The sequence below is a fragment of the Streptomyces kunmingensis genome, assembly GCF_039533535.1.
GTDB lineage: Bacteria > Actinomycetota > Actinomycetes > Streptomycetales > Streptomycetaceae > Streptomyces > Streptomyces kunmingensis.
Map to the genome: position 1 here is coordinate 75,048 of NZ_BAAATS010000002.1, position 13,186 is coordinate 88,233.

The 13,186-nt window shown below is 71.4% G+C and carries 10 protein-coding genes; 5 read left to right on the top strand and 5 right to left on the bottom strand.

Annotation, left to right across the window (positions count from 1 at the left end; genetic code table 11):
* Nucleotides 1–19 precede the first annotated feature (19 nt).
* The gene (locus ABD366_RS02365; protein ID WP_324773344.1) at nt 20–2,041 is read left to right on the top strand and encodes a glycosyltransferase family 2 protein; all 2,022 of its coding nucleotides are present in this window, start codon (nt 20–22) and stop codon (nt 2,039–2,041) included.
* A gap of 471 nt (nt 2,042–2,512) precedes the next feature.
* On the opposite strand, the gene ABD366_RS02370 is transcribed toward ABD366_RS02365, so the two are convergent.
* Both ABD366_RS02370 and ABD366_RS02375 read right to left on the bottom strand, forming a co-directional pair.
* A complete protein-coding gene (locus ABD366_RS02370; RefSeq protein WP_324773346.1) occupies nt 2,513–3,034 on the bottom strand; it encodes a DoxX family protein in 522 nt (173 codons plus the stop codon).
* A gap of 226 nt (nt 3,035–3,260) precedes the next feature.
* Complete coding sequence (locus ABD366_RS02375; protein WP_324773348.1) at nt 3,261–4,532, bottom strand: hypothetical protein; 1,272 nt, start codon at nt 4,530–4,532, stop codon at nt 3,261–3,263.
* 167 nt (nt 4,533–4,699) lie between these two features.
* Here ABD366_RS02375 and ABD366_RS02380 point away from each other — a divergent pair, with 167 nt between their 5' ends.
* Nucleotides 4,700–5,563 (top strand): DUF4429 domain-containing protein, encoded by an 864-nt coding sequence (locus tag ABD366_RS02380; protein ID WP_324773350.1) that lies wholly within the window; start codon nt 4,700–4,702, stop codon nt 5,561–5,563.
* A 68-nt stretch (nt 5,564–5,631) separates the two neighbouring features.
* Here the strand turns inward: ABD366_RS02380 and ABD366_RS02385 are convergent, their stop codons facing one another.
* Nucleotides 5,632–6,423: a class II aldolase/adducin family protein gene (locus ABD366_RS02385; RefSeq protein ID WP_324773352.1), complete on the bottom strand. Its 792-nt coding sequence runs from the start codon at nt 6,421–6,423 to the stop codon at nt 5,632–5,634.
* A gap of 140 nt (nt 6,424–6,563) precedes the next feature.
* Here ABD366_RS02385 and ABD366_RS02390 point away from each other — a divergent pair, with 140 nt between their 5' ends.
* Complete coding sequence (locus tag ABD366_RS02390; protein ID WP_324773354.1) at nt 6,564–7,043, top strand: pyridoxamine 5'-phosphate oxidase family protein; 480 nt, start codon at nt 6,564–6,566, stop codon at nt 7,041–7,043.
* An 80-nt stretch (nt 7,044–7,123) separates the two neighbouring features.
* Here ABD366_RS02390 and guaA read toward each other — a convergent pair whose 3' ends face one another.
* Nucleotides 7,124–8,704, bottom strand: coding sequence for a glutamine-hydrolyzing GMP synthase (guaA, locus tag ABD366_RS02395; protein WP_324773356.1), 1,581 nt, complete (start codon nt 8,702–8,704; stop codon nt 7,124–7,126).
* A 351-nt stretch (nt 8,705–9,055) separates the two neighbouring features.
* Between guaA and ABD366_RS02400 the strand changes: the two genes are divergently transcribed.
* Complete coding sequence (locus ABD366_RS02400) at nt 9,056–9,343, top strand: chorismate mutase (protein ID WP_324773358.1); 288 nt, start codon at nt 9,056–9,058, stop codon at nt 9,341–9,343.
* A gap of 564 nt (nt 9,344–9,907) precedes the next feature.
* Here ABD366_RS02400 and ABD366_RS02405 read toward each other — a convergent pair.
* Nucleotides 9,908–10,654: a hypothetical protein gene (locus ABD366_RS02405; RefSeq protein ID WP_324773360.1), complete on the bottom strand. Its 747-nt coding sequence runs from the start codon at nt 10,652–10,654 to the stop codon at nt 9,908–9,910.
* A 350-nt stretch (nt 10,655–11,004) separates the two neighbouring features.
* Here ABD366_RS02405 and ABD366_RS02410 point away from each other — a divergent pair, with 350 nt between their 5' ends.
* Nucleotides 11,005–13,092 (top strand): glycosyltransferase family 4 protein, encoded by a 2,088-nt coding sequence (locus ABD366_RS02410; RefSeq protein ID WP_344440982.1) that lies wholly within the window; start codon nt 11,005–11,007, stop codon nt 13,090–13,092.
* Nucleotides 13,093–13,186 lie beyond the last annotated feature (94 nt).

Below are 13,186 nucleotides of genomic sequence, written 5' to 3' on the forward strand. Positions count from 1 at the left end.
GCCAAGCCCGAGGAAAGCGATGTCCCAGCCCCGAGTCAGCGTGATCGTCCCTGCCTACAACGCCCTGCCCGAGCTGACCGAGTGCATCACCTCGGCGATGGAACAGACCATCGGCCTGGACCAGCTAGAGATCATCGCGGTGAACGACGGTTCGACGGACGGCACCGGCAAGGAACTGGACCGGCTCGCCGCGACCTGCCCCGCCCTGCGCGTCATCCACCAGGAGAACTCGGGCACCGCGGCCGTCCCGCGCAACGTCGCCCTCGACGTCGCCCGCGGCGACTACGTCTTCTTCCTCGACTCCGACGACTACCTGGGCCCCGACGCGCTGCGCCGCATGGTGGCCATGGCCGACGAGAACAAGACCGACATCGTGCTGGGCAAAATGGTGTCCGTGGGCGGCCGTTCCGTGCCCACCGCGGTCTTCCGGAGCACCCAGCCGCGTACGGACATCTTCTCCTCGGCCGCCTACCGCACCCTCGGCTGCTGGAAGCTCTTCCGCCGCTCGCTCATCGAACGCCTGGACCTGCGGTTCCCGCCGTTCCGCAACACCGAGGACAAGCCGTTCACGGCTGCCGCGTACCTCAACGCGGACGGCGTCTCCGTCGTCGCGGACTACGACTGCTACTACCACCGCGACCGTGAGAACGGGAACAACCTCACCCTCACCGCGCAGAACCTGAGCCACCGGATGCAGGGCACCCGGATGTGCTTCGAGACGGTCGCCCGCTATCTGAAGCCGGGGCCGCGGCGCGACCAGATCATGCGCCGGCACGTCGAGTGGGAGCTGTGCGGCCCGCTGTGGTGGCTGCTGCTCCGGGAGAGCGAGGAGGACATCCGCGAGCACATCTACCCGGAGATCCGCGACTGGGTGGAGAACTGGGTCACCGACCCGGTCATCGCGCAGCTCGAACCGCGCGACCGGGTGCTCCTGCACCTGCTGCGGGCCGACCGGTTCCAGGAGGTGATGACGGTCATCCGCGACGCCAAGAAGGACGCCGGACGCGGACACGTCATCGACGCGGGGCGGGCCTACTGGGACCATCCGCTCTTCCGTGACACGGCGGTCGGGGTGCCGGACAGCGCGTTCGACATCACCGACCGGCTGCCGGCGCACCACCGGGTCGAGTCGGTGGAGTGGCAGGAGGGCGGCGTACTGCGGCTGACCGGCCACGCCTACCTCGAGAACGTGAACTCCCAGGACACCGTCACCGAGCTGGTGCTGCGCTGCTACGACGCCGACCACCCGGAGGTCCGTGTCCCCACGCGCGTGCACGCCGTCGCCGGGCTCCCGGACGACGAGCGCCACGCGGACGCGGGTTTCGTCGCGGACATCGCACCGCTCACCGCCGTGGCCGGAGCCCCACTGGGCCACGGCCGCTGGAACCTCTTCCTCGAACTGCGGACGCAGGGCATCAGCCGCTCGGTCCGGCTGAAGGGCCCCGGGGCCGGGCGTACCCCGTCCGAGGGGATCACGACGACGGGCCCGGACGGATCCACGGACGGGTCCACGACCACCACCATCACCCCGTACGTGACGAAGTGGGGCAATCTTTCCCTTAATGTCGGCCAGGAACTACCGCGCGACGACGCCCGTTACCGGGTGACCGAGATGTCGTGGCACAGGTCGCGCAGGGGCACGCTGGTGGTCGGCGGCACCCTGGCCGGTGAGGGCACGCGGGACGTCGGGGCGCTGCGCCTACGGGTGCAGAACAGCGCGGGTGACCGCCGGGAGGCGCCTGTGTCCCTCAACGGGAACGGCGGGAGGTTCACGGCGCACCTCCCGGTCAGGACGCTGCGCCCGGGGCGCTGGACGGTGACCCTGTCCCCGCCCGGCTCCTCGTCCGTCGCCGTCCCCCACCTCGCCGGCGTGGGCCGCGCCCACTGGTTCCACCTCGCCCGCCCGTACGCTGCCCGCCCGGTGAAGGCGGCGTCGGAGACGACGCTGGTGATGGAGGTCCACGCGGTGGACGTCCGTCGGGTGGCGCGGCGGAAGTTGCGGAGTGTGGTGCGCAGGGTTCGCCGCCACGCCGCCGCCTGAGGGCCGGCCTCCGCGTCGTCGCTCCGCTCGACGGTGGGTGGGCGCCCGCGGCCCGGTGCGGCTACTCGCGCAGTTCCCCGCACCCCCGAAACGCGCACTTCACCCGCGGCCCGGTGCGGCTACTCGCGCAGTTCCCCGCACCCCCGAAACGCGCACTTCACCCGCGGCCCGGTGGGGCTTCTCGCGCCGTTCCCCGCACCCCCGAAACGCGCACTTCACCCGCGGCCCGGTGGGGCTTCTCGCGCCGTTCCCCGCACCCCTGAGATGCGCACTTCGTGCGCCATCTCGTGGGGCGCAGCCCCGATGGGGCCGCGGCGGAGCCGCATGCCCCAGGGGCGCGGGGAACTGCGCGACCAGCCACGACGCACCCGCACCCGCCGCCGAAACCGCACCCCGCAACGACGCCCCCGCGCCCACAAACACACCCCGCCCCGCATCCACACCCGCACTCGCCGCCGAAACCACCGCCCCCTAACGACGCCTCCGCGCCCGCCACCACCCATCCACCGACCAAACCGCCGCCCCCGCCAGAACCAACGGCACCCACGCCATCAAGTAAGCCAGGTCATTGCCCAGGTAATACGGCTCGGCCGCCCAGCTCACCGTCAGCCACAGGCTCAGCGAGATCAGCACCCCGCCGAGCGCAGCGACCCGCGCCAGCACGCCCAGCAGCGTGCCGATCCCCACCGCCAACTCGCCGAAGGCAATCGCGTAGCCGAAGCCCGCCGGGGACTTGAGTGCCAGGTCGACGAGTTCGGGGATCGCGGAGATGTCGCGCACGTTGCGCATCTGCTCCCCGATGGACCCGGTCCCGTTCGCCCGGAAGAACGCGCTGTCGGTGAGCTTGTCGAGGCCCGCGTAGATGAAGGTGACTCCGAGGAAGACGCGCAGCGGCAGCAGGGCGTACCGCTGGGCGGCCTCACGCCGGCCACCACGGCCCCCACCGCCCCGGGCGTAATTGCTGTGCAGGTCCGTTCGCATACCGTGCGCCATCGCTGGCCCGCCTGCCTCTCGCGCCGGGTGCCTGAATGCCGGGTGCCTGAATGCCTGGTGCCTGAATGCCTGGTGTCTGAATGCCGGGTACCTGAATTCCTGGTGCCTCTACCCGACCATACGTACGAGACGACCCCCCGGCTCACTTCCGACACCGATCAGCCGAGAGGTCACTCGGCCGAGACGCCGGACGCCGAACGCCGAACGCCGGGCCGGACCACACCCCTCAGTCGACGACGTCGATCGCGCAGCGGTTCGTCTCCACCCCGCTCGCGGTGATCACCTGGACCTCGACCCGGCCGGGTTCGACATCCACCGGCACCGGGACGGTCAGCAGCGCGTCCGCCGGGTTGGTGAAGCCGCCGGCGACGGGCACGAGCGGCACATGGACGTGCACGGTGCCGATGCGGACGGCGACCCGGGCCAGTTGGTCGGCGGTGCCCGCGCCGGGCGGCACGAACCCGGCGCCGCGGATCTCGATGTCGTCACCGGTACGGATCGGCGCGTCGAGGTCACCGGCCTCGCGGGCCCGCACGACGGACAGGACGACGGGCCGGCCGCCCTCCGCGTACTTGCCGCAGAGGTACGTCGCCGCGGAGACCGCCACCAGGACGGCGAGGCCCCACGGCAGGTCGGGCAGCTGGTCGGGGCGGCGGGCGAGGCGGGCCACGGCCCACACGAGCGCGGCCGCGCACACGGCGACGTACTGCGTGTCGGTGAAGCTGCCGCGCCCGGAGTCGTCGGTGAGCAGGTCGGCGGCGCGCGGCCGGGTGGCCCGCACCTTCTGCAGACGCTGGGCGAGCACCCGCAGGCCGACGACGCGGCGTACCAGGACAGCGACCGCGCACACCACGGCCAGTACGGTCAACAGGCCTGCTCCGCGCGCGAGTTCGAGGCCGTCGATGAGGTCTTCGCGGGCCTCCGGGCCGGAGGCCGCGGCCAGTTCACCGGCGAGGACGAGTACCGCGTAGACCGCGAAGAGCACGATGCCGCCGGCCACCGCCCGCGACGTGGACAGCCGGTTGTCCTCGCCGATCACGGGCGCGAGGACGCCGCCGCGCGTGCGGTGCAGGGACGCGGCGGCGCTGAGCAGTCCGGCCGTCACGACAGCGGCGATCAGGCCCGCCGTGCGCGCGGCGCTCCAGCCCGCGCCGACCGCGGTGAGCGCCTGCACGAGCAGCAGCGCGGCGACGCCGCCCCACACGACGTACAGGGTGCGCGGCCGCAGGCTCGCGAGCCAGACCGCGCCTTCCTCCCGGCCGCGGTCGGCCACCGCCTGCGCGGACTGGGTGAGTTCGTCGGAGATCCACTGGCGGGAGGCGCCCGCCGAGTGCGCGACGGCGGGCGGCAGTCCGCCCCCGGACGCCAGCTCGTCCCGTTTCGCGAGGAACGCGGCCACGGCCCTGCGATGCCCCTCGCGCGCGCCGTGCGGACAGTCGCCGCAGGCGCATGCGGTCTCGTGTGTGCCCCGGCCTTGTCGCGCTTCCTGCATCGCCACCGCGACGCCCCCACCCTCAGCCTGTGTTCCACTCGTCAACTTCACTGCGTCGACTGGGAATTGTGCCGTACGCGGCGCACGCTCCGGCGCACGGGTCCGGCCCCTCCTGGGTGAACGGTATTCGTCCGCATTGACCGAAGTGTTGACGCGACTGCGAGAATTTCCGTATGGCCGAGATCATCCAGCGTGACGGAACCTGGGCCTTCGACGGAACCACGGTCCGCATCACCCCGGGTCTGCACCGCAGCGTGGCCCTGTTGCGGCAGACGTACGGCGAAATCAGCGTGCCGCTCACGGCCGTCGCCGGGGTCGCCTACGAGCCCGAGCGCAAGCGCGGCCGGCTCCGCCTCACCCTGCGCGAGGCGGCGGACCCGCTCCTCCAGGCCACCGGCGGCCGGCTCCCGGACGCCGCGGACCCCTTCCGCCTTGCGGTGGACGCGGACCGCTCCGGCGTCGCGGAGTACATCGCCGAGGAGATCCGCCAGGCCCTGCTCCTCGAACAGCTACCGGACGGGCCCGCCGACTCGTACCTCGTGCCGGGCCCCGCCGTGCCGGTCTCCGTCCGCTCCAGCGACGGCATGGTCTCCTTCGACGGCAACCGGATCCGCATCGACTGGAGCGACACCTCGGACCGGGTGAAGCGGGCGACGGGCCCGCGCGTCATCGCCCTCGACGCCCTCGACAGCGTCGACTGGGTGCCCAACTCCGGCTACGAGGACGGGGTCCTGAGATTCGTCCTCAAGGACTCGGCGTACGCGAAACTGCCGCCGGAGAAGGACCCGTACGCCCTCGACCTGTGGGGAAACGCCCGCAAGGACCTGCTGACCGCCCTCGTCGCCGCGGCCGTCACGGCCCGCCTGCCGCACCCCTCGACACCCCGCGGCGCACTGGACCGCCCGGCGCCCCTCCACTCCGACCACGACATACTCCTGCGCCGCTTGAGGGAGTTGGGCGACCTGCACCAGCAAGGGGTGCTCACGGACGACGAGTTCGCGATGACGAAAGGGGTGGTCCTGCGCGATTTCCGCTGATGACCCGAGCAGGAGACTCAGGTCAGGCAGATCAGGCAGATCAGGCAGGTCAGGCAGGTCAGGTAGGTCTACGCCAACAGCTCCGGTTCGCTGCGTGTGATGTCCTGCCACATCGACTGGTAGTTGATCCAGGCGACGAGGTCGCCGCCCGTCCGCTCGCGGGTCGCCACCGCCTGGCGCCGGTCGATGAGGACGGGCCGCCCGGCCGCCCGCGCCGCGAGCTGGACCTGGCAGCAGCGCTCCAGGGCGATGAACCACCAGGCCGCCGCGTCCACGGAGTCCCCGACGGTCAGCAGCCCGTGGTTGCGCAGGACGAGGGCCTTGAAAGACCCGAGCGCGACGGCGATCCGCTTGCCCTCCCCCGCGTCGACGGAGACCCCCGTGTACTCGTCGAGCAGCGCGTGGTCCTCGTAGAAGGCGCAGGCCTCCTGGGTGATCGGCTCGACCAGCTCGCCGAGCGCGGCCACCGCGCGCCCGTATGTGGAGTGGCAGTGGGCCACCGCGACCAGGTCGGGCCGGGCCCGGTGCACCTCGGCATGCACCGTGAACGCGGCCTGGTTGACGTGGTGGCGGCCCTCGACGACCTGCCCCTCCCCGTTGGCGAGGACCAGATCACTGACGGTGATGTGCCGGAAGGGCATCCCGAACGGGTTCACCCAGTAGCAGTCCTCGAACTCCGGGTCCCGCGCGGTGATGTGCCCCGACACCCCGTCCTCGTACCCGAGCCGCCCGAAGTTCCGCAGCGCCCCCGCCAGGCGTTCCTTGCGGTGGCGCCGCTCGTCGGCCACGTTCGTGTGCACCGGCGGCATGGCGAAGTGGAGCTGGTCGGTGGGGACGGGGGCGGGGTTCTGCGTCGACATGCTGCGGAAGGTACCTGCGCGGCCTCCAAGGCGACAGGCCCCCGCTGTGAAGAGATCGCGGCGGATCGTCCGCGACAAGCCCCCGACACCGTTGCCCATACCGGACAGAAGGTGTCGGGTTTCCGCGCCAGACTCGGCGTATGACGTCGAACTGGGCAGCCTTCACCACCGCCGAACCGGACCTCGCCAAGACCGTCGAGACCCGGTTCGCCCTGCACACGCACCACGTCCTGGCGACCCTCCGCAAGGACGGCTCGCCACGCACCTCGGGACTCGAAGTCCGTTTCCTGGACGGCGAGTTCTGGCTCGGCATGATGCCGGGCTCCCTCAAGGCCCGCGACCTGCTGCGCGACCCGCGCTTCGCCCTCCAGGCGAACCCGGGCGAGGGCACGGCGATGGGCGGCGGCGACGTACGGATCAGCGGCCGGGCGCTCCTCGTCGGGGACCCGGCGGTCATCGCCCGCTACACCGGCCAGGTCGAGGTCCCCGACCCCGACGACTTCCACCTCTTCCGCACGGAGCTGACCGAGGTCACCCGGACGTACATCGAGGACGACACCTATCTGGTGGCACAGGTGTGGAAGCCGGGCGAGGCCGTGCGCACGATGAAACGGTCGTGAGCTTCGCGCCTACGCAGCCGAAGGCGCCGCCCACCGGAACGGTGGGCGGCGCCTTCATCCACGTACAGCCGTAGTGGGGACTACTCCCACTCGATGGTGCCCGGGGGCTTGCTCGTCACGTCGAGGACGACGCGGTTGACGTCCTTGACCTCGTTCGTGATCCGCGTCGAGATCTTCGCGAGCACGTCGTACGGCATCCGCGTCCAGTCCGCCGTCATGGCGTCCTCGGAGGAGACCGGGCGCAGCACGATCGGGTGGCCGTAGGTGCGGCCGTCGCCCTGGACGCCGACCGAGCGGACGTCGGCGAGCAGCACGACCGGGCACTGCCAGATCTCGCGGTCCAGGCCGGCCGCGGTCAGCTCCTCGCGGGCGATCGCGTCGGCCTCCCGGAGCAGGTCCAGGCGCTCCTTGGTGACGTCGCCGACGATCCGGATACCGAGCCCGGGGCCGGGGAACGGCTGGCGCTGGACGATCTCGTCGGGCAGGCCCAGCTCGGCGCCGACCGCGCGGACCTCGTCCTTGAACAGCTGGCGCAGCGGCTCGACGAGCTGGAACTCGATGTCGTCGGGCAGCCCGCCCACGTTGTGGTGGGACTTGATGTTGGCGGTGCCGGTGCCGCCGCCGGACTCGACGACGTCCGGGTAGAGGGTGCCCTGCACGAGGAAGGCGACCTCGGGGCCGTCCTCCTGGAGGATCTCCAGCTGCGCCTGCTCGAAGACCCGGATGAACTCCCGGCCGATGATCTTGCGCTTCTGCTCGGGGTCGGAGACCCCGGCGAGCGCCTTCAGGAAGCGCTCGCTGGCGTCGACGACCTTCAGGTTCGCGCCGGTCGCGGCGACGAAGTCCTTCTCGACCTGCTCGGTCTCGCCCTTGCGCATCAGGCCGTGGTCGACGTACACGCAGGTCAGCTGGGAGCCGATGGCCTTCTGGACCAGCGCCGCGGCGACCGCGGAGTCGACGCCGCCGGACAGGCCGCAGATGGCGCGCTTGTCGCCGACCTGCTCGCGGATCGCGGCGACCTGCTCCTCGATCACGTTCCCGGTCGTCCAGGTGGGCTTCAGGCCCGCGCCCCGGTACAGGAAGTGCTCCAGGACCTGCTGGCCGTGCGTGGAGTGCATGACCTCGGGGTGGTACTGGACCCCGTACAGCTTCTTCTCGTCGTTCTCGAACGCGGCTACGGGGACGACGTCCGTGGAGGCCGTCACCGTGAAGCCCTCGGGCGCGGCCGAGCAGGCGTCGCCGTGCGACATCCACACCGGCTGCTCGGCGGGGGTGCCCGCGAACAGCGTCGAGTCGGCCTTGGAGACGGCGAGCGGGGTGCGGCCGTACTCACGGGCGCCGTTGTCGTCGACGGTGCCGCCGAGGGTCGTCGCCATCAGCTGGAAGCCGTAGCACATGCCGAAGACGGGGACGCCGGCCTCGAAGATCTCGCGGTCCAGGCTGGGAGCGCCCTCCGCGTAGACCGACGACGGGCCGCCGGAGAGGATGATCGCCGCCGGGTTCTTGGCGAGCATCTCCGCGACCGGCATGGTGCTCGGCACGATCTCGCTGTAGACCCGGGCCTCACGGACTCGGCGGGCGATGAGCTGGGCGTACTGCGCACCGAAGTCGACGACCAGGACGGTGTCGGGGGCGGTGGCAGCGGGGGTCGCTGATGACACGGGTTGCCTTCCGGCGGCTTTAGCAGGGGGTCGTGCCGTCGATTCTAACGGTTCGGGTCAGCTGCACCTGAGGTCACGGGGCTCCGCCCCGGACCCCGCTGCCTCTCGTCCGAAAGGCGGGGCTTGAAAGGGAGGGGCTGGAGCGCAGCGCTATAGTGGGCGCCATGTTCTCGTACGCGACCTTCGTCTTTACCTATGGCAGCCGGCCCGCCGGATGCCATGGTCGTGCTGCTTGAGCAACTGACAAGCGACTTCCCAGGCGCCCCGGGCCGACAAGGCCCGGGGCGTCTGTCGTGTCCGGGGCCTGACGGTCCGGGGCTCCGCCCGACACCGAGAGTGGAGCCCGATCTCATGACCACCACCGCCGCCGCCACGACCACGACCACCACCACTGACACCGCCGATGTGATCTCCGACGCCCGCGCTCGCATCGACTCCCTCGACGACCGGATCATCGGCCTCGTCCAGGAACGCATGGCCGTCTCCGCCGTCGTCCAGGAGGCGCGGATCGCCTCCGGTGGGCGGCGGGTGCATCTGGCGCGCGAGATGGAGGTCCTCGGCCACTACAGGGACGCCCTCGGCAAGCCCGGCACCGCGCTCGCGATGACGCTGCTCGAGCTGGGCCGGGGCCGGATCTGAGGCCCGGATCCCAGTTCGGTTCCGCACTCACCCGTACGGCGCGTGACCCGGACGCGGCGGGCTTCGTTGGTCCCGGTGTCCGTGTCAGCCAGGGGCGGGCCGATCGAACCACGCGTGGCTTTGCTGGAGCGATGAGACGTCACGGTCATGCCGTACGTCGTGGGACCTCGCTCCGGTGCAGTGACCGGACGGCAGGGGACAGCAGCCCGGTCACCCAAGAGAACGGTCGGTTCCGGGGACGCCCGGAACCGACCGGCCTCTTGCGCAGGAAACCCCTACGCCTGCGCGGCAGACCCCCGCTCCACCGGCTTCGTCCGCTCCACCCGCTTTCACCCGCTGCACCCATGAGTTGATCCGAGACTTGCGGCGCTACCCCCCGGCGCCGCTCCGCGGCACCGACGCTGCCCTGACGTCGGAGCCGATGCCGAAGGGCCCCGCAGATCCGTCCTGCGGGGCCCTTCGCCCGTGCCGTACGTGCCCGTGCTGGGCTTGCTCCGGCTATTACTGCTTGGCACCGGCCTACTGCTGCTTGGCACCGGCCCCCTACTGCTTGACGCCGTCCTCCTACTGCTTGGCGCCTGCGACCTTCTCCAGCTTGGCGATCTGCGTCTCGATGATCTCCGCCGGGACCTCGGCCTGCTTCGCGTCCAGGACGTTCATGCCGTAGAAGGCGGCCACGGTCGAGCCCGTGCGCACGACGACGTAGGTCATCGGGATCGTCTCGCCGTCGATCTTCCCGGTCATCGCGTACGAGACGGCCTCGTCGCCCAGAGCCGGGGCCTTACGGGGCTCGATCCCGCTGTACTTGTAGTCCGTGTGCTCGTACGCGTCGCACTTCTCGCTCGCCGCGCGCAGATCCGCGAGCACCTTCTTCGCGTCCGCCTCCTGGTGCGCGAGCAGTCCCATCTGGACCACGGTGGCGTCCGTCTCGGTGAGGCTGGTCACCGAGCGGGCCACACGGGCGGCCGCGTCGGGCTCGGAGCCGAGCAGGAACATGTCGGCGATCGCCTGGCACTCGGCCGGGTCCGCGGGGACGCTCATGTCCGGGATCTCGTCGTCGGGCACCTTGCCGACACTGAAGCCCTTCACGTCCGCCTTGGTGATCGCCGCCTGCGCCAACTGCGCCTCGCTGAGCGGCCGGAGAGCCGTCGGCGCCTCGGACGACGACGTCGCCGCGGGCTTGTCCGCGGGCTTGTCCGCGCTCTTGCCGTCGCTCTTGCCGCCGTCCGAGCCCGAACCGCACGCCGTCGTCGCGGCGAGCGCCGCCGTCACACAGACACCGGCCAGCACGCGGCCCAGACCTGACTTCATGTTCGTTCCCCACCCCATGTGTGCGCCCCCATATGTGCGCGGGCACGTCCGTCGGTCCGGCCGTCCCGAGCGCCATCAAAGCCCGGACCTGCGGCGTTTACCAGTCCTTTGCGCCCGTTCCCCGTAACGATCGGGGCTCGGCGAAATGGTTGTACGGCAGAGGCATGGCAATCCACACACGCAAGCGGGACGCTCGACGGATGACTCCGGAGTGGGGGTTCACGGGGGGCCGGACAAACGGAAGATTCGCCTCATTTTGTGACTCCTGCCACATCAGGCAACGCTCCCCCCGCCGAATGGTCTCAACCAGTGCGCGAGTCGAAGTGGCTCGCCTCCTGGGGGGAGACCACGTGAAGATCGTCTTTCTGCTCAACAACGCGTACGGCATCGGCGGCACCATCCGCGCCACGGCCAACATGTCGGGCGCCCTGGCCACGCGGCACAACGTCGAAGTCGTCAGCGTGCACAGGACCGCCGACCGCACGGGGCTGCCGTTCGACCCGCGCGTGCGGATGAGCACTCTGGTGGATCTGCGCGAGGACAGCCCGGCGTACGCGGGCGACGATCCACTGACCGGACAGCCCTGCACGATGTACCACGAGAAGGGCACGAAGGAGGGGCGGCTGCGCTACACCGCGCTGCACGACCAGCGCCTCGCCGCCTTCCTCGCGGAGACGGACGCGGACGTGGTCATCGCCACCCGCCCGATCCTCAACGGCTACCTGTCCCGCTACGGCACCGACCGCTATCTGCGCGTCGGCCAGGAGCACCTCTCGCTCGCGGGCCACGCCGACGACGTGCGCCGCAACCAGAACGTGGCGATCGGACAGCTGGACGCGTTCGTCACCGTCTCCGAGGCGGACGCCGCGCAGTACCGTGCCGCGCTGCCCCAGGTGCGTACGACCATCACCTCCGTGCCCAACGGGGTGCCCGCCGTCGACGTGCAGCCCTCGCCGCGGGACTCCAAGGTGATCGTGGCGGCGGGGCGGCTCATCCCCGTCAAGCGCTACGACCGGCTCGTCGACGCCTTCGCGAAGGTCGCGGGCGACCACCCCGACTGGACGCTGCGGCTGTACGGCCGCGGCCCCCAGAAGGAGACGCTGCGCGCACAGATCGACGAACTCGGCCTGTACGAACAGGTGTTGCTGATGGGTTCGGTCTCCCCCATCGAGACCGAGTGGGCCAAGGGCGCGATCGCCGCGGTCTCCTCCGACATGGAGTCCTTCGGCATGACCATCGTGGAGGCCATGCACTGCGGTGTGCCGGTGATCGCCACCGACTGCCCGCACGGACCCGCCGAGATCATCACGCACGGGGAGAACGGCCTGCTGGTCCCGAAGCAGGACGGTGACAGCGGCGTCCAGGCGTACGCCGACGCGCTCGGGCTGCTCATGTCCGACGCCGAACTGCGCGACCGGCTCGGCGAGTCGGCGCGGGTCCGCGCCCAGGACTTCGAGCCCGCCGCCGTCGCCCGCCGCTACGAGGAGCTGTTCCGCACCCTGTCGGTCCGGCGCCATGAGGAGAATGCGCCGCAACCCCGGCAGTCCCGGCTCCGGCCGCGGCTGTGGCGCCGGGCCCAGGCCGCCGCGCCCGTCCGGCGGCCCGGGCCGGCCGACGAGCCCGCGCCGCCGGCCCGGCCCGTCGCGTTCATCCGGTCCACCGCCGACGGCGGATGCACGGTGCGGTTCGACGCGGCGTCGCTGCCCCCCGGTTCGCTCGACTTCGTGGTCCGGCTGCGCAAGGACCCCGAGGGGCGGGAGATCCGCGTGCCGGTGCCCGAGGTCGCCACGGCCCCGGATCTCGACGCGATCGGCGTCACCCTCGCGGCCGGCGAGCACACCCTCGCCGAGGGTCGCTGGGACTGCTACGTCGCACGCCGCGGCACCGACCGGCGGACCCGCCTGGTCTGCGGATTCGCCGAGCGGGCCCGGCGCGTGGGCGCGGCGCCGCGGACCGGCCCCGACGGGGTGTCGGCCTGGCTGCCGTACGCCACCATCGACGGCTTCCTCGCGCTGCGCGCCTGGCACCGCCCCGCGCACGCCGAGGTGCTGCGCGTCGACGTCGGCGAGGAGAGCGCCACGATCGGCGCCGTGCTGCTCGGCGGGCACGACACCCTCGACGGGGCGCGCGTGGTGGCCGTCTCGCACGCCGCCGGCAGCCAGGACTTCTCCGTACCGGTGACCCGGCTCGGCGACGACGGCTTCGAGTTCACGCTGCCCTACGCGGAGGCGGCGTCCCGGCTCGGCGCCGAGCGCGACCACTGGGACCTGCGGCTGCACCGCGCGACACCCGACCCGGCGCCGGTGCCGCTCGGCCGGATCGGCGGCGACATCGTCGACCGCAACAAGACCGACATGTTCCCCGAACGCGGCACCCAGGGCGTGCGGGTGTACATCACCGCGGCCAACGATCTGGCCGTGAGCGCACACGTTCAGTGATCCAGCTCACATAAAGATCCGGTGAGGACCGGGACAACCATTCCCGGCCATCACAGGTCACATGTGCGAGACCAACGGCCACGCCTGCGACCGC